This is a genomic window from Agromyces sp. GL_144 (genome assembly GCF_057834305.1).
On sequence record NZ_CM174399.1, the window covers coordinates 3,916,004 to 3,931,885 of the forward strand.

Consider the following 15,882-nt stretch of genomic DNA (forward strand, 5'->3'; position numbering starts at 1 on the left):
GCGCGCCGGTCGTCGGCGTCGCTGCGCCGGGCTGCCGCGGACTTCACCTGCGGTTCACCCGCGTGCACGAGACTGCGCGGGTGCCGGAGACGAAGTTCCGCGACATCGCCGATGCGCTGGCGGTCGAGTTCGTCGCGCTGCCGCCCGGCGCGAAGGTCGCCGGGGAGCACGAGATCGCCGAGCGGTTCGGCGTGGGCCGGGCCGCCGCGCGCGCCGCGCTCCAGGAGTTGCAGCGGCGCATGCTCGTGCGCCGGGTCAAGGGCGGCGGCACCTATACGGCGCGGCGCATCGACTACGTCATCTCGTCGGGCCGCGCGCCGTCGTGGAGCCGCTCCGTGCGGGAGGCCGGCGCGGTGCCGCGGAGCCTGGTGCGCTCATGCGAGGTCGTCGACATGCCGCGCACGGTCGCCGAACGGCTGGAGCGATCCCCCGGCGACGCGTGCTTCCGCCTTCGGCGCCGGTCGTTCACCGATGAGCTGCCCGCGTCCTGGGGCGACGAGTGGGTCCCGGTCGACGTGCTGCCGCAACTGGCGACGGCGATCCGGCACGAGCCGTCGCTGCACGAGATCCTCCGCCAGATGGCGGGCGCCGAGCCGGAACGCGCCTCGTCCAGGGCGAGCATCGAGGTGGCGGGCGACGAGGTCGCCGACGAGCTCGAGTGCACGCCGGGCGATCCGGTCTGGCTCGTCGAGAGCGTCAATCGCGATGCGCGGTCGGGGCGCCTGCTGTGCTTCACCCAACGCTGGATCCGGGCCGATGCGATCCGCGTCGTCTTCGAGCTCATCGCGCCCGCCCGCGAGGCGCGGCGATGACGGCGGCCCTGCCCACCGCCGTGCCCGCGAGCGCGAGCCTCGCCGCGAGCATGACGGCGGATGCCGCGGCGTGGCCGCTCGGCGAGGCTCCGGCCGAGTACACGCTGGGCCATGTCACGGCCGTGCTGCCCGGCACCGTGCTCGAGGACGCCCGCGTCGTGGTGCGCGGCGGACGCATCGAGGACGTGTCGCCGCATCCGCCCGGGTTCCGTGCCGACGTCGACGGCCGCGGCGCGTTCTGCCTGCCGGGGCTCGTCGACGTGCACGGCGATGCGCTCATGCGCGAGCTTCGGCCCCGGCCCGGGGCATCCGTTCCCGTCGGCTTCGCGCTCGCCTCGCTCGAGGGGCGGCTGGCCGCCGCCGGCATCACGACCGCGTTCCACGGCGTCGCCTACCAGGAGCGCAGCGCGGTCGGCCTGCCGATCGGGTCGCCGAGCGCCGAGGACCTCGTCGCGGACCTCGAGTCGCAGAGCCCCGACACGCGCCTCCTGCACCGGCTCGACGTGCGCTGCCCCGCGGGCGTCGCGGCGTTCGAGGCGAGGCTCGCGGGCCGCCCGGACGACGTGCTCGTCGTCTCGCACGAGGACCACACGCCGGGGCAGGGGCAATACGCCGATCCGGCGACGATGCGGCGCTGGCTCGTCGAGGGCGAACGACTCGACGAGTCGCGGGCCGCCGAGCACGTCGAGTGGTGGCGCGCCACCCGCGACGAGCGGCTCGAGCTGCGCGACCGCACCCTGGCCCGACTCGGCGACCTCGCCCTTGCGGGGCGGATCCGGCTGTTCGGCCACGACCCCGAGACGCCTGATGATGTCGACGCCCTCGCGGCACGAGGGGGAGCGGTCGCGGAGTTCCCGACGACGCTCGCGGCCGCGGCGCGCGCACGCGAGCTCGGGCTGCTCGTCGTGGCGGGCGCCCCGAACGTGCTGCGCGGCGGGTCGCACGCCGGCAACGTCTCGGCCGGCGAGCTCGTCGATGCGGGCCTGGTCGATGCGCTGGCATCGGACTACCTGCCGTCGGCCCAGCTCGCGGCGGCGTTCCGGCTCGCGCGCGAGGGGCGCTGCTCGCTCCCCCGCGCGGTGCGGCTCGTCACCGACGGCCCGGCGCGTGCGGTCGGGCTCGACGACCGCGGGTCGCTCTGGCCGGGGCTGCGCGCCGACCTCGTGCTCGTCGACGCCCAGGCGGACTGGCCGCGCGTGCTCGCGACGCTGCGGCAGCCCGAGCCTGCTCCGAAACGCGACCGCGAGCCGGTGCGCGGTGCCGACGCGGATGCCGCGACCGAGCCGCTCAGCGCCTGATGCGGCCCGGCCCGAGCGCTGCGCCGAGGCCGATCACGACGATGCCGACGACGAGGTAGCCGTAACGCCCGGTGAGCACCCCGGCCACGGCGAACACCGCGCCCACGATCACGACGATGCGCGAGAGGACGCGTCGCACGCGCGGCCGCGCGAAGATCGGCACGCGGCCGGAATCGCGCGTCGGCTCGCGGCCGTCTCGGCCCACCGGGTCGTGGCCGGACCCACCCGGGAGTTCGCGCGAACTCATGCGCCGACGGGGAACGCCCGCCCCGTCGCCTCCTCGGCGAAGGCCCAGACCTTCTCTCCGATCGCGGGCTTCGTGGTCACGCGAGCCGGCGTCTGCAGCGCCGGCTCGCCACGGGTCAGGAATCGCGGCCCCCAGAACTGCCCGCCCGTGACATCCGCCCCGGTGAGGGCATGCAGGCCGACCTCGGCGCCGCGGTGCTTGCCCTGCGCCCAGGCCGCACCCTGCAGGGCATCGACGAAGCGGTCGCCGCGGCTCGGCTCGTTGACGCCGGGCACGGTGGGGGTGCAGCCGCTGATCGAGTAGCCGGGTTGGGCCACGACGCTCGAGACGGCGACGCCCGCGGCGCGCAGGCGCCGGTCGAGCTCGAACGCGAAGGACTGCAGCGCGATCTTCGACTGCGCGTAGGCACGCCACGAGTCGTACCCGCGCTCGAGTTGCAGGTCGTCGATGCGGAACGTCGAGAGCAGCGTCGACAGCGACCCGAGCGAGACGATGCGCGCGCCGAGCGCGAGGTGCGGCAGCAGCCGGCCGAGCAGGGTGAAGTGCCCGAGCACGTTCGTGGCGAGCACGAGCTCGTCACCGTCGATCGAGACCTCGCGGGTCTTCGGCGTGTGCACGATGCCGGCATTGGCGACGACGCCGTTCAGCGGCGCCTGGTCGAGCAGCCGGTCGGTGCCGGCCAGCACCGAGCGCTGCGAGGAGAGGTCGATCACGAGCGATTCGACGGATGCCGCGGGCCGAACGCTGCGGATCGCCGAGGTCGCGGCATCCAGACGCTCGGCGCTGCGCCCGACGAGCACGACCTGCGCGCCGGCGGCCGCGAGCCTCGCGGCGGTGAAGAACCCCAGGCCCGCGTTGGCGCCCGTGACGAGGAATCGGTGACCCGCCTGCGGCGGCAGCGCGAGCGGGTACCAGGTCATGCGCCCGCGGGGCCCTCGGCCGACGCGGCCGACTCGGCCGTCGGCGCGGCGGTTCGCGCCGGGGCGGCGCCCGCGATCTCCTCATGGTGCTGGATCACTTCGGCGACGACGAAGTTGAACCACTTCTCGGCGAACGCCGGATCGAGGTGCGCGTCGATCGCCAGGTCGCGCAGGCGCGCGATCTGGCGCTTCTCGCGGTCGGGGTCGGTGGGCGGCAGCCCGTGCTCCGCCTTCAGCCGGCCGACCTTCTGCGTGAACTTGAAGCGTTCGGCGAGCAGGTGGATGAGGGCCGCGTCGATGTTGTCGATGCTCGATCGGATGCCGAGCAGCTCGGTCATCGCGGCATCACGTTCGTCGATGGGCCCACCAGTCATGCTTCGACCCTACCGGCGCTTCGCCGGTCGAACACCCGCCGGTCGAGGAGGCGCGCCACCGCAGTATCGAGACCAGCACGGGCACGGGTCTCGATACGCTTCGCTACTCGACCGACGGGAGCGCTACCCGGCGACGGGCTGCGCCGCCCGCTCGAGCACGGGTCGCGTCGCGGCGATCCCGACCCAGACGATGCCGACGCCGGCGGCGAGCACCGCGGCGACCGTCACGAGTGAGAGCGGCGCGATGATGAGCGAGATGCCGGTGAGCGGCAGCAGCACGACCGCGGCGATGACGGCCGACCCGATCGTCGTGATGAGCAGCGGCGACATGACCGAGCGGCGGCGCGCGGCATCCATCGTGGTGACGGGCATGCCGAGCATGTCGAGGCTGCGGTACAGGTCGGCGCGATCGAGGGTCGCGGCGGCCTGGTTCACGCCGACCGAGCAGGCGACCATGAGGAACGAGCCGACCACGGTGATCAGGATGCCGGTGCGGATGTCCTCGAGCAGCAGTTGCGATGACGCGTCCCCGCCGGTGACCGCCGCATCGAGCAGCCCGACACCGACGCCCGCGAACACGGCCATGAAGCTCGTCATGGCCACGCCGCCGACCTGTCGCCACGCGACCTTCGGCGATTCGAGCACCGAGCGGGCGGCGAGCAGGCGCGCCGGGGTCTTCGCGCGTCGCGCCTGGCCGGTCGCGACGAGGCGCAGCACCCACGGCCCGACGAGGTTCAGCACGGCGAGCGTGCCGCCGAAGGCGACCGCGAGCATCGTGATGAGCACGAGCGCGACCTGGGCGACGCCGATCGCGCTCGTGATGCCGTAGGCGATCGCGACCACGCCGACGCCGATGACGACGCGCACCCAGTGCAGGCGCGGCGCGTCCTGACGCGTGCGCACGCCGAGCGGCGAGATGACGACCTGCCGCAGGCCGAGCACGGCGCTGACCGCGGCGAGCGCGGCGATGGCGAACGGCGCCGCGACGAGCACGAACCACGGCAGCACGACGGCCGCGGTGCCGAGCGCCTCGCCGCGGAAGTGGATGAGCCCGATCGCCGGAGCGACCAGCAGCGCGACGAGCACCCCGGCGACGGCGCCCACGAAGGCCAGCACGGATGCCTCGAGCACGGCCAGCGTGCGCACGGTCGACGGGGTCGCGCCGAGCAGGCGCAGGGTCGCGAGCCGGTCGTCGCGGCGACGGGCCGACAGTCGTGCGGCCGCCCCGCCGAGCGACACGAGCGGAACGACGAGCAGCACGAGGGCGATGACCGCGAGCACCTGGTAGAGCATCGCCGTGTCGTCGTTCCACGTGAAGAAGGTCTGGGCGCCACCCGCGACGAGCGCGAGCAGCGCGGTCACGATGCCGAACGCGACCACGGGCAGCACGGATGCCGCGACCCCGCCGGTTCCGGGCCGCGCGAGCATCCAGGCGACGCGGGCGATCACGCGACGACCTCGGGCGAGCCTGCCGCCTCGGGCGCCCCGGCGGCCGCGGCGGACGCGGCCACATCGGCGGACCCGGCCGACCCGGCCACCGAGGGCGACGAGGTCTGCCGCTCGCCCACGATGCGTCCGTCGCGCATGTCGACGACGCGAGAGCATCGGGCCGCGACATCCGCGTCGTGCGTGACGACCACGAGCGTGCGCCCCTGTCCGGTGGTGGAGTCGAGCAGCGCCGTCATGACCTCGGCGGAGGTGTGCGAGTCGAGCGCGCCGGTCGGCTCGTCGGCGAAGACCACGAGCGCGCCGGTGACCTGCGCGCGGGCGATGGCGACGCGCTGCGCCTGCCCACCCGAGAGCTGGCCGATGCGGCGATCCTCCATGCCGGCGAGGCCGAGGGCGGCGAGCCAGCCCCGCGCATGCCCCTCGGCGGCGGCCCTCGGCATCCCGTTCAGCATGAGGGCGAGCGCGACGTTCTCGACCGCCGTGAGCTCCGGAATGAGGAGCCCCTGCTGGAAGACGAACCCGAACGCCTCCCGCCGCAGCCGCGAACGCTCGCGCTCGCCGAGCCCGGTGACCATCACGGCCCCGGCGCCGGAACGGAAGCCGACCGTTCCGGTGTCGGGGGCGGTGATGCCGGCGAGGCAGTGCAGCAGCGTCGTCTTGCCGGACCCGGACGCCCCCATGATGGCGAGCGACTCGCCGGTGCGCACCGAGAGGTCGACCCCCGCGAGCGCGATGGTCGATCCGAAGGACTTGCTGAGGCCGGATGCCTCGATCACGTACGAACTCATGCTCCAAGCCTGCTCGACGGGGCCGCCGGGCGCGTCGGGCTTGCGGATGATCCCTCACCCCGCGGCATCCGCCCTCAGATGTACGCGAGGAAGCGGCGTCCCGCCGGATGGTCCTATGGATGTCAAGTCGGGGTGAGGTCGGTTTTGAGGTCGTTGAAGACTTGGCGGGCGACGTAGCGTTTGAGGGCTCGTATGGTGTCGCGTTTTGAGAGTCCTTCGGTGAGTCGGCGTTGGATGTAGGCGCGTGTTTCTGGGTCGTGTTTCATGCGGCCGATGATGACCATGTGCAGTGCCCGGTTCGCTTGTCGGTCCCCGCCGCGGTGCAGTCGCATGCGGTGGGTCCGGCCTGAGGACACGGGGACCGGGGCCGCACCGCAGAGTCTCGCGAACGCGGCATCGCTGGGGATGCGGTCGATGTTCGCGGCAGCGGTGATGAGGAACCGGGCTGCGGTATGCACCCCGATCCCGGGTCTGGCGTACAGGGTCGGGGCGGTCGCGGCGACCAGGGCGGTCAGGTCCCGGTCGGCGGCGGTGATCTCGGTCAGGAGATCATCGATGCGCATGCCGAGGCGTTTCATGGCGAGTTTGGTTGCCTGCTCAGGCTCGGCCAGCCGGGCCGGGTCGGGGCGGAACTTCACGGCTTCACGTGCCAGGGCTGGCAAGGTCATCCCATCGAGGCGTTCGCGTAGCCGTGCGGGCGCGGTGACCCGGAGGTCCTTGAGCTGATTCAACGCTTGCGTGCGCGCCCGAACGGCGGAGTCGCGGACCAGGGTCAGCATCCGGATGGACTCGACCACACCGGTGGTGTCCTTCGGTGTCGTGCCCGCCATCCCCGCGAGGACTTTCCGTGCGGCGGCGATCGCGTCGATCCGGTCGTCCTTGCCCTGTCGGGCGCGGGTGGCCTTGTCCGTCGTGTCGACCTCGGCGACCTCGATCCCGGCGGCGCTCAGGTGCCGGGACAGGCCCGCCCCGTAGGAGCTGGTCAGCTCGATCCCGATCCGGTCGATGACGCCGAACCCGCTGACCCAGTCCAGGAGTGCTTGGTACCCGCCCGTGTCGGCCGGGAACTCGGCATCGCCGAGCAGCGCACCGGTCAGCTCGAGTACCGCGACGTGATGAGTGTGCGTGTGCGTATCGACGCCGGCGACGATGATCCGAGCCTGTGGGGGCGCAGCCTGTGTGGCTACCATGATGGTGTCTCCTTTCGAGTGATCGATTGGATGACCTCACCGGGCCGGGCGGACAAGACATTGAAGAGTCGGTGGACAGGGTCCTATTAGGTCACATCCCCACGCCCGGTCCGGCCTTCCGAACCGCGTGAACGGTGATCCCGGACGGGCCGACAAATCCAGCGCATGACATCAGCGAACGAGTCCGTCGAGTAGCAGGTCAGACCCACCCAGAACCACCACGACCATTCTTCAATGTCGAGTAGCGACGAAGGAGCGTATCGAAGCCGCCACCCGTTGAGGTCTCGATACGCTCCGCTACTCGACCGCCGGATGCGGCGCGACATCCGACCACCATCGGATGCCGCGCCGCGGCCCTGCTCGCCGAGCCGGCGGAATCGTGCGTCAGCCCACGGGCTTCCAGATCGACAGTGCGGTGATCCAGCCCGGGTCACCCGAGCCCTGGTGCGTCTGCACGGCCTCGTAGACCGTGCCGCCGTAGCTCACCCGGTCGCCCTTGGTGTACGCGCCGCTGGGGTTCCAGGCGGGCGCCGTGCCCGTGCCGGTGCCGGCTGCCGTGGTCACCGAGAACACGGTGCTGAAGGCCGACACGTTGCCGGCGGCGTCGACGGCCACCACCCGGTAGCGGTAGGTCGTCGACTCGGCGAGACCGCTGTCGAGGCGGCTCGTGCCGGTCACCTGCGCGACCTGTGCGAAGGCACCCGTCGCCGTCGCCCGCTCCACGCGGTAGGCGGTGACACCGCGGTCATCGACTGAGGGCGACCACATGAGGTCGACGCTCGACGAGGTGGTCGCCATGCTGTGCACGCCCGTCGGCGCGGTGGGGGCCTGCGTGTCGGGTTCCGACGCGCTGCCCGTGCTGACCGAGAGCACCGAGCTCCACGCCGAGATATTGCCGGCCGCATCCACGGCGGCCACCCGGTAGCGGTAGGCGGTCGAGGCGGCGAGGCCCGTGTCGAGGTGGCTCGTGCCGGTGGTCACCTGCGCGACCTGCGAGAACGCACCCGTCGCCGTCGCCCGCTCCACACGGTACCCGGTGACGCCGCGATCATCGGTGGAGGCCGTCCACGCGAGGCCGACGCTCGACGACGAGGTCGACGTGCTGTGCACCGAGGCCGGCACCGTCGGCGCCTGCGTGTCGGCGGGGCCGGTCGAACCCGAGATGTTCACGTCGACGACGTTGTAGAACGCGTTCGGCGTGTCCCAGACCTCCCAGACGGCGAGGATCACGTGGTACCCCGAGTGGTCGCTCGGGATCGTGACGGTGTGCACGGGGTTCGTGTTCGCGGCCGTGTGGTCGTGCGACACGACCTGCAGCAGCTCGAACGAGGAGCGCTTCAGCGGCTCGTTCGGGTTCCAGCCGTTCTTCGTGATGTAATAGCGCCACTCGTCGGTCGGATGCGGCGCGGTGTAGGTCCACCCGAACCGGTGCGGGCCGGGCGTGATCTCGTTCTTCGCCCACCGCGTCGAGGTCTGCACGTCGAGTTCGCCGAACCGGTCCAGGCCTGCCGAGGCGATATGCCCGTCTGCCGGGCCGGTCGCCGGGAAGCCTCCCGGCCCCTCGAGGCTCTGCGGCTCGTACTGCACCAGGCCGATGTCGCCGTTGCCCGGCATCGCCTGCCTGGCGATGAGCTCGGAACCCGAGCCTCCGATCCATCCGTGTGCGAACGCCGGCGCGGCGACGCCGAGCATCGCGAGCGCGGTGGCGCCGGCGAGCACGACGAGCGCGGTCGGCCTCCGTCGTCGAGAAGTGGTCCTCATGTCTCATCCTCTCCGCGACGCGCGGCGCCGCTCCTGTGCGGCATGGGCGAGCTCGCCCTGCCCGACACCCGGACGCTACGCATCGACGGCAGCCGCGGCATCCGCAGTTCCACCTACGCACGAGGTGCGGCGAACGGAAGACGACGCCGTCGAGCTGGGACGGCGGTCCAGCTCACTCGTCGACCGCGCCCGTACGCTCGCCGACGCCCTCCGAGTCGGCGGCGACGGCGTCGGCCGCGTCGGCGGGGGCCGTGCCGGCGTCGGCGCCCAACAGGCCCATGCGATCCTCATGTCCGGGCTGCGGGACGAACACGATCATGGCCGGGCCGGGCGCGCCGTGCAGCGGGTAGGCATCCCACTCCACGTCGATGTCCCCGATGCGCGGATGACGGATCGTCTTCACGCCGTGGACGTTGTCGCGCACGTCATGCGTCGCCCACAGGCGACGGAAGTCCTCGCTCCGGATGCTGAGCTCGCCGACGATCGCGACGGCGCGAGGATCATCGGGGTCGTGGGCGATCGAGTTGCGGAACATGCCGATGTAATCCAGCGCCATGGTCTCCCAACCACGGCATCGCAGACGCGAATCCTCCTCGGCGAAGAGCGTGAACAGCACGTTGCGTCGGGAGGCGGGCTGTTCGCGCGGATCACCGAGAAGGTCGACGGCGAGGTCGTTCCAGGCGAGGACGTCGAGATGGCGACTCACCACGAATGCGGGCAGGGCCATCGACGACAGCATGACCCTGGTGTTGACCGGCACCCGATCGGGATGTCGGGCGACGGGCGGCGCAGGCTGACGCGCGGTGCGGGCGAGGGTCAGGAGGTGACGGTGCTCGACGTCGTCGAGGCCGAGCGCGTCGGCGATCGAGTCGATCACCGCATCTGACGGCCGGATGTTTCGGCCCTGCTCCAGGCGCTGGTAGTAGTCGGTGCTGAGCCCCGTGAGCACCGCCACCTCTTCTCGGCGCAGACCCTCGACCTTGCGCCGCGCCCCGGGCTCGAGCCCGAGGTCCTCGGGTCGGGTGCGTTCCCGGCGCGAGCGCAGGAACCGACCGAGTTCGCGCGCGGGAGTCGAGCCGGGGTCCATGGCCTCAAGTCTGCCCCTCTCCGTCAGCCGACGGTGGTTCCGCCAGACCCAGGATCACGAGAACGCGGGACCTCCGGCCGGAGATGCCTAACGTTGGCGCCATGACTGCATGGACTGCTTCCGACATCCCCGACCAGACCGGGCGCACCGCGATCGTGACCGGCGCCAACTCCGGGCTCGGACTGGTCACCGCGACCGAACTCGCACGGCACGGCGCGAAGGTCGTGCTCGCCGTGCGCAACACGACGGCGGGCGAGGAGGCCGCCTCGGAGATCCGCTCGGTGGCCCCCGGTTCGGACGTCACCGTGCGCTCCCTCGACCTCGCCTCGCTCGACTCCGTTCGCGGCTTCGCGGAGGGCATCGCCGACGACCTGGAGCGCATCGACCTACTGGTGAACAACGCCGGCCTGGTGATCCTCGGCCCCCGCCAGACGACCTCCGACGGATTCGAACTGCACCTGGGCACCAACCACCTCGGGCATTTCGCGCTGACCGGACTGCTGCTGCCGCTGCTCGAGCGCGGGCAGGACGCACGGGTCGTCTCGCTCAGCTCGCTCTCGCACAAGCCCGCCCGGCTCGACTTCGACGACCTCATGTTCGAACGCGACTGGGACGCGTCCACCGCCTATGGCGCCTCGAAGCTCGCCGACACGATGTTCGGCATCGAGCTGGACCGCCGGCTCCGCGCCGCGGGCTCACCGGTCATCAGCGTGCTCGCCCACCCCGGCGTCTCCCGGTCGAACCTGACGCCGCGAGCCTGGTCCGATCGCGGACCGATCGGCAGGGTCATCGCGTCGCTCTACCTGCGCCTGATGACCCAGCCGACGTCGCAGGGCGCCCTCCCGCAGCTCATGGCGTCGACCGCGCCAGGGGTTCGCGGCGGCCAGTTCTTCGGACCCGCGGGGCGGAACGAGCAGCGTGGCGACGTGACCGAGGTCCCGGCATCGGCGGAGGCGATGGATCCCGCCAACGGCCGAAGGCTCTGGAGCGTCTCCGAGGCGCTGACCGGCGTCTCCTATCTCTCGACGGCCACGAGCTGACGGCGATTCGCCGAGCGCACGCACACGGATGCGGCGCGGCATCCGACCCCCACCGGATGCCGCGCCGCGGCCTGTGCTCGCCCCGCGGTCGGGGCACGGATCAGCGGGGCGTCGCACGCCGGATGACCAGGTACCCGCCGACGGCGCAGACCAGGGCGAGCGCGAGCACGATCGTGAACCCGCCGACGACGCCGACGCCGGCGAACCAGGCGAACAGGGACAACCAGCTGTTGCTGAACGTCATGATCGCGATGAAGCCCAGGAGCAGCGCGACCGCGCCGAGTGCCACGACCAGCATGCCCCGCATGCGCCACCGCATATACACGGTCGTCACGCTCGCTCCGAGGAACAACACCAGCAGCTGCATCGCCAACGTCGTGTAGAAGTCGACGAACCAGCCCTGCTGCCCGTACCAGAGCGAGTCGAACATGGCGATGCCGATGCCCCAGCCGTGGGTCGCCTTCTCGATCTGCACGAGCGTGGCGATGGCCACGGCATTCAGGAACGAGACGATGCCGAACATGACGCCCGTGCCGACCCAGAAGTCGCGCCTCGTGGCGCCGAAGCCGAGCGCGAACGAGAAGGTCAGGCCGATGGCCTGCACGCCCACGACGGCGAGGTACCACTGCGGCGAGAGCACGGCCCAGCTGTAGCGCATGCCCTGGGCCATGTCTTCTGCCGGGCCGCCGGCGCCGGTGATGATGAGCCCGATGATCATCATGATGGCCCAGGCGGAGCCGAGGATGATCCACGGGACGCCGAAGAACACCGACGGATTGACGCCGTGCAGGCGCACGACGCGCCAGATCTCGTGGGCCCGCGAGCGGGCCTCGGTGCGCACGATCGACTGATCGATGACGGCGCTCATGCTGCGACCTCCTCGGTCGAATCGGCACCCAGGTCGGTGCCGGTCAGGTGGATGATGAGCTGCTGGAGTGAGACCGGCGCGAGTTCGAGCCCGAGCTCGGCGGCCTTGACGCGGTCGGCCTGGTCGAGTCGGCCGTCGACGGTGACCGAAGCCAGTCCGCCGAGGTTCTCGCGGCCGATGACGGGCCGATCGGCCACGAAGGACTCGACCGCGGTGCGCGCTCCGGCGATGGTCGTCGCCGACCCCCGCAGCTCGTCGGCGTCGCGGTCGAACAGCAGGCGGCCCTGATCGATGAGGATCACGTGCTCGAGGAGGTTCGCGACCTCGTCGATCAGGTGGGTCGAGAGCACGATCGTGCGGGGGTGCTCGGCGTAGTCCTCGAGGAGCCGGTCATAGAAGATGTGCCGCGCGACCGCGTCGAGGCCGAGGTACGGCTCGTCGAAGAAGGTCAGCGGCGCACGGCTCGCGAGGCCGACGATGACGCCGACCGCGCTGAGCTGGCCGCGCGAGAGCTTCTTGATGTAGCGGTTCAGCGGCAGTCGGAAGTCGGCGATGAGCTGCTCGGCGAACTCCGCGTCCCAGTTCTCGAAGAACCACGGCGCGGCCTTGAAGACATGCGAGGCCTTGAAGCTGTCGGGGTAGCGCTGCGACTCGGCGATGAAGCACATGCGGCGCAGCACGTCGGCGTGTTCGGCCGGCTCGCGTCCGAAGACGTCGAGCGTGCCGCCATCGGGGAAGAGCTGGCCGGTGAGCAGCTGCATGATGGTCGTCTTGCCGGCGCCGTTGCGGCCGAGGAGCCCGTAGATGCGGTTCTCCTCGAGCGTGAAGTCGACGGCGTCGACGGCGGTGAACGAGCCGTAGCGCTTGGTGAGCCCCTGCGCACGCGCGACGGTGGCGGTCATGATTCGATCCTTTCCGAGCGGATGAGTGCCGCGAGCTGGTCGATGTCGAGGCCGAGCTTCTCGGCTTCGACGATGAGCGGTCTGATGTAGGTTTCGGCGAACTCGGCTCGTCGCCGTTCGACGAGCCGGTCTCGCGCGCCTGCGGTGACGAACATGCCGATGCCCCTTCGCTTCTCGACGATCGCGTCGTCGACGAGTCGGTTCACGCCCCGCAGGGCGGTGGCCGGGTTGATGCGGTGGAAGGTCGCGAACTCGTTGATCGACGGGATCTGCGCCCCCTCGGCGAGCGTGCCGTCGATGATGTCGTTCTCGATCTGCTCCGTGATCTGGATGAAGATCGGTCGCGATTCGTCCATGCCGCCTCGCCTTGCCTGGTGTGTTGGTTAGTTACTTCACTAACTAACCAACCATGCTCACGAGGATCTGTCAACCCTTGCGAGTCATCCGGCACTGCATGATCTCGAGATTTCTCCGGCGGAGCGGATGCAACGAGCAGAGCGGATGCCGCGGGCCGGGCGCCGCCCGTAGTCTGGGGCGATGATCCGACACACCGTTGCGTTCCGCCTGCAGCACCCCGCCGGTTCGGCCGAGGAGCGCGACTTCCTCGCCGCGAACGCCGCGCTCGGCGACATCCCGGGCGTGGAGCGGTTCGAGCTGCTGCGGCAGGTGAGCCCGAAGAACGACTTCACGTTCGGCGTCTCGATGGAGTTCGCCGACCAGGCCGCCTACGACGCATACAACACGCACCCCGAGCACGTCGCGTTCGTGCGGGACCGCTGGGTGCCGGAGGTCGCCGACTTCCTCGAGATCGACGCGGTGCCGTTCGAGGGCTGAGCCGCGGCATCCGCCCGACGCTCGACGCTCGACGCCTCAGCCGAGCTCGACGAGTTCGTAGAAGTACTTCGGGTCCCCGGTGGAATAGAGCCCGTACCAGGCCTCGAGGACCGGCTCGCGAACCGAGCCGAGCACCCCGAACACGGCCCTCGCGAACTCGAGCGGAGCCGTGGCCGACGCGGTGATCACACGGCGGTCGACCACGGCCGGGGCATGCTCGTAGCGGCTCGCGCCGCGGTACTCGGCCGCGAAGGCGGGGTATTCGGGAGCATTGCTCGTGTGACGCCGGTCGTCGAGCATGCCGATGCGGGCGAGCCCGAGCGTGCCGCCGCAGATCGCCGCGACCGGGACCTCGTCGGCCTCGAGCCGCCTCGCGACATCGAGCACCTGGTCGTGCCCGCTCGCCCAGGTCGACGCCCCGGGCAGCACGAGCATCGCGACGCGATCGAGCTCGAGGTCTGCGAGGGCCAGGTCGGGTTGCACCGTGATGCCGCCCGCCGTGCGCACGGTGTCAGCCGTCTCGCCGGCGACGACGAGCTCGTGCGCCCCCTGCGTCATGCCGAGGCCGGCGACCAGATGCCCGTACTCCCAGTCGGCCATGGTGTCGGTCGCGTAGAGCACGACGAGGCGCGCGTCTGGAGCTTCGGTGGTCGGCATGCCGTCAGCCTTCTGCATGCCACCGACATCCGTCAGTCCGTGCGTTGAGGACCCCGCCGCTGGTCGCCGCGCGGCGCAGAGTCCCCCGATGCGGCCTCGGGGATCGCGCGTTCAAGCTCCTCGGCCTCGGTGCGCAGAGGATCGGGGCGCCCGGGCCGGAAGCGTCTGAGCGAGGTCGAGGAGACCTGCTCGGCGGCCGCCGGCGAACAGTCGAGCAGGTCCTGGATGCTGCGACGGGCGTCGTCGTCGGACGTCGCAGCCGTGATTGCTTCGAGGACGGCGGGAAGCTGTTCCCGTGCCGCGAGGAGTGCCCGGATGATCTCGAGGCGATCGGTCATCGCCGCGGCGCGATCGGGCGGTGCCGGCCGCGGATTCGTTCTGGGCCGGTGACGCTCGATCAACTCCTCGGTCAGCTCCAGTTCCAGCGGCGTCTCGGCGCGGACGCCGAGTTCGGCCAGCGCCGCATGCAGGTGATAGCGGCCCGGCGTCAGGTCCTGCCACTGGCCCGCGTCGATCACCACCCGCACCCGCGCATACTCGCCGGCGTCGAGCGGGAGCGCAGGAGCCCTACCCCCGACGAACGCATATCCGTAGCCGCCGAGCGCAGCGCCCGGCTCGCGGATGATGCCGACGACATGGAACGAGTCGCCGGCAGGCCGCCAGCGGTCATCGCCGGCATTGAGAACATCGATGGCGAGCAGATCGAGATCGGGCTCAGAACGCACGACCTCGGGCCATCGCAGCACGAGGCCACGGCGCCGCTGCGCACGGCTCGGCCTGAGCGGGAAGGTGTCCGGGTGCAACGTCACCCGTCGCGCGCCGGCTCCCGTGCCAGGGCGGCCCTGGGCGAGCCGCCAGGTCTCGCCATGTCCATCGGCCGGAGCGCCGAGCACCACGCCGCGCTCAGGGTGATCATGAAGCACTCGCCACCCGCGCATCGGCGTCCCGGCCGGAACTTCATCCGCATCGAGCCCGAGCTGAGTGACCAGCACCTCGAAGTGGGCGCCGGGTCCGTCGAGCGCCTCGGGTTCGACCTCCAGCGGTCCGATCTGCGGGCGGTCGGCGGATGCATCCATGAGACGAGGCTGCCACACGATGATCGCCGATCGACAGTCCGAACCGTCCGGCCGGTAGCCTTCGGGCATGACCGAGGCGAGCGTGCAGATCGAGACGTTGACGACCGTGACGGACGCGGACGCCGAGGCGCTCGCCGGGCTGCTCGGCCAGCTCTCGACCGCGACGTTCGACCGGTCTCGCGTCGAGGCGATGCTCGAGCACGACGCGACGGAGCTGTTCGTCGCCCGGATCGAAGGCCGCATCGTCGGCATGGCCACGCTCGTGACCGTTCCGCTGCCATCGGGGCTGCGCGGTCACGTGGAAGACGTCGTGGTCGACGGAGCCGTGCGCGGCCGGGGCGCCGCGCGGCTGCTACTCGAGCGCATGACGGCGCTCGCCTCCGAACGCGGGATGCGATCGCTCGACCTCACGTCCCGCCCCGAGCGGGAGTCGGCGCTGCGCCTCTACACCTCCGTCGGGTTCGTGCGTCGGGACACGAACGTGCTGCGCTTCACTCCGGCGACCGCCTGACCTTCGACGTCGATTCCGTAGCAGAACGGCTACTCATTCGACACCAAGGGGATGATGACCGGAGACTG

The 15,882-nt window shown here is 71.3% G+C and carries 18 protein-coding genes; 5 read left to right on the top strand and 13 right to left on the bottom strand.

What is annotated here, in order from left to right:
- The first annotated feature begins 80 nt into the window (after nucleotides 1–80).
- Together AC3IPY_RS18010 and AC3IPY_RS18015 are read left to right on the top strand one after the other, a co-directional pair.
- Nucleotides 81–812 carry a GntR family transcriptional regulator gene (locus tag AC3IPY_RS18010; protein WP_489185649.1) on the top strand — a complete coding sequence of 244 codons (732 nt, stop codon included), beginning with the start codon at nucleotides 81–83 and terminating at the stop codon, nucleotides 810–812.
- A complete protein-coding gene (locus AC3IPY_RS18015; protein ID WP_489185650.1) occupies nucleotides 809–2,110 on the top strand; it encodes an alpha-D-ribose 1-methylphosphonate 5-triphosphate diphosphatase in 1,302 nt (433 codons plus the stop codon). Before AC3IPY_RS18010 ends, AC3IPY_RS18015 begins: the two co-directional genes overlap by 4 nt.
- Here AC3IPY_RS18015 and AC3IPY_RS18020 read toward each other — a convergent pair.
- The 8 genes from AC3IPY_RS18020 to AC3IPY_RS18055 all read right to left on the bottom strand — a co-directional run bounded on the left by AC3IPY_RS18020 (nucleotide 2,100) and on the right by AC3IPY_RS18055 (nucleotide 9,926).
- Complete coding sequence (locus AC3IPY_RS18020; RefSeq protein WP_489185651.1) at nucleotides 2,100–2,357, bottom strand: hypothetical protein; 258 nt, start codon at nucleotides 2,355–2,357, stop codon at nucleotides 2,100–2,102. The genes AC3IPY_RS18015 and AC3IPY_RS18020 overlap by 11 nt on opposite strands.
- Entirely contained in the window at nucleotides 2,354–3,277 is a 924-nt protein-coding gene (locus AC3IPY_RS18025; protein WP_489185652.1) for an SDR family NAD(P)-dependent oxidoreductase, read from the bottom strand. Before AC3IPY_RS18025 ends, AC3IPY_RS18020 begins: the two co-directional genes overlap by 4 nt.
- The gene (locus tag AC3IPY_RS18030) at nucleotides 3,274–3,651 is read right to left on the bottom strand and encodes a chorismate mutase (protein WP_489185653.1); all 378 of its coding nucleotides are present in this window, start codon (nucleotides 3,649–3,651) and stop codon (nucleotides 3,274–3,276) included. The genes AC3IPY_RS18025 and AC3IPY_RS18030 overlap by 4 nt, the downstream gene beginning before the upstream one ends.
- 123 nt (nucleotides 3,652–3,774) lie before the next feature.
- The gene (locus AC3IPY_RS18035; protein WP_489185654.1) at nucleotides 3,775–5,100 is read right to left on the bottom strand and encodes an FtsX-like permease family protein; all 1,326 of its coding nucleotides are present in this window, start codon (nucleotides 5,098–5,100) and stop codon (nucleotides 3,775–3,777) included.
- Nucleotides 5,097–5,888 (bottom strand): ABC transporter ATP-binding protein, encoded by a 792-nt coding sequence (locus AC3IPY_RS18040; RefSeq protein ID WP_489185655.1) that lies wholly within the window; start codon nucleotides 5,886–5,888, stop codon nucleotides 5,097–5,099. Before AC3IPY_RS18040 ends, AC3IPY_RS18035 begins: the two co-directional genes overlap by 4 nt.
- A 122-nt stretch (nucleotides 5,889–6,010) precedes the next feature.
- Complete coding sequence (locus AC3IPY_RS18045) at nucleotides 6,011–7,078, bottom strand: IS110 family RNA-guided transposase (protein WP_489185656.1); 1,068 nt, start codon at nucleotides 7,076–7,078, stop codon at nucleotides 6,011–6,013.
- A gap of 384 nt (nucleotides 7,079–7,462) precedes the next feature.
- Nucleotides 7,463–8,839: a lytic polysaccharide monooxygenase gene (locus tag AC3IPY_RS18050; RefSeq protein ID WP_489185657.1), complete on the bottom strand. Its 1,377-nt coding sequence runs from the start codon at nucleotides 8,837–8,839 to the stop codon at nucleotides 7,463–7,465.
- A gap of 172 nt (nucleotides 8,840–9,011) precedes the next feature.
- Nucleotides 9,012–9,926 carry a helix-turn-helix transcriptional regulator gene (locus AC3IPY_RS18055; protein WP_489185658.1) on the bottom strand — a complete coding sequence of 305 codons (915 nt, stop codon included), beginning with the start codon at nucleotides 9,924–9,926 and terminating at the stop codon, nucleotides 9,012–9,014.
- 101 nt (nucleotides 9,927–10,027) lie between these two features.
- Between AC3IPY_RS18055 and AC3IPY_RS18060 the strand changes: the two genes are divergently transcribed.
- Entirely contained in the window at nucleotides 10,028–10,966 is a 939-nt protein-coding gene (locus AC3IPY_RS18060; protein WP_489185659.1) for an oxidoreductase, read from the top strand.
- Nucleotides 10,967–11,066: 100 nt separating this feature from the next.
- Here the strand turns inward: AC3IPY_RS18060 and AC3IPY_RS18065 are convergent, their stop codons facing one another.
- Genes AC3IPY_RS18065 through AC3IPY_RS18075 form a run of 3 tightly spaced genes read right to left on the bottom strand, consistent with a single transcriptional unit; the run spans nucleotide 11,067 to nucleotide 13,092 of the window.
- Nucleotides 11,067–11,834, bottom strand: coding sequence for a hypothetical protein (locus AC3IPY_RS18065; protein ID WP_489185660.1), 768 nt, complete (start codon nucleotides 11,832–11,834; stop codon nucleotides 11,067–11,069).
- Nucleotides 11,831–12,736: an ABC transporter ATP-binding protein gene (locus AC3IPY_RS18070; RefSeq protein ID WP_489185661.1), complete on the bottom strand. Its 906-nt coding sequence runs from the start codon at nucleotides 12,734–12,736 to the stop codon at nucleotides 11,831–11,833. The genes AC3IPY_RS18065 and AC3IPY_RS18070 overlap by 4 nt, the downstream gene beginning before the upstream one ends.
- Nucleotides 12,733–13,092: a GntR family transcriptional regulator gene (locus AC3IPY_RS18075; protein ID WP_489185662.1), complete on the bottom strand. Its 360-nt coding sequence runs from the start codon at nucleotides 13,090–13,092 to the stop codon at nucleotides 12,733–12,735. Before AC3IPY_RS18075 ends, AC3IPY_RS18070 begins: the two co-directional genes overlap by 4 nt.
- Before the next feature lie 181 nt (nucleotides 13,093–13,273).
- Here AC3IPY_RS18075 and AC3IPY_RS18080 point away from each other — a divergent pair, with 181 nt between their 5' ends.
- Nucleotides 13,274–13,570 carry a Dabb family protein gene (locus AC3IPY_RS18080; protein ID WP_489185663.1) on the top strand — a complete coding sequence of 99 codons (297 nt, stop codon included), beginning with the start codon at nucleotides 13,274–13,276 and terminating at the stop codon, nucleotides 13,568–13,570.
- A 36-nt stretch (nucleotides 13,571–13,606) separates the two neighbouring features.
- Here the strand turns inward: AC3IPY_RS18080 and AC3IPY_RS18085 are convergent, their stop codons facing one another.
- The gene (locus AC3IPY_RS18085; protein WP_489185664.1) at nucleotides 13,607–14,227 is read right to left on the bottom strand and encodes a DJ-1/PfpI family protein; all 621 of its coding nucleotides are present in this window, start codon (nucleotides 14,225–14,227) and stop codon (nucleotides 13,607–13,609) included.
- Between the two features lie 32 nt (nucleotides 14,228–14,259).
- Nucleotides 14,260–15,303, bottom strand: a complete 1,044-nt coding sequence (locus tag AC3IPY_RS18090) for a hypothetical protein (protein ID WP_489185665.1) — start codon at nucleotides 15,301–15,303, stop codon at nucleotides 14,260–14,262.
- 67 nt (nucleotides 15,304–15,370) lie between these two features.
- Between AC3IPY_RS18090 and AC3IPY_RS18095 the strand changes: the two genes are divergently transcribed.
- Nucleotides 15,371–15,814: a GNAT family N-acetyltransferase gene (locus AC3IPY_RS18095; RefSeq protein WP_489185666.1), complete on the top strand. Its 444-nt coding sequence runs from the start codon at nucleotides 15,371–15,373 to the stop codon at nucleotides 15,812–15,814.
- The last annotated feature ends 68 nt before the right edge of the window (nucleotides 15,815–15,882 follow it).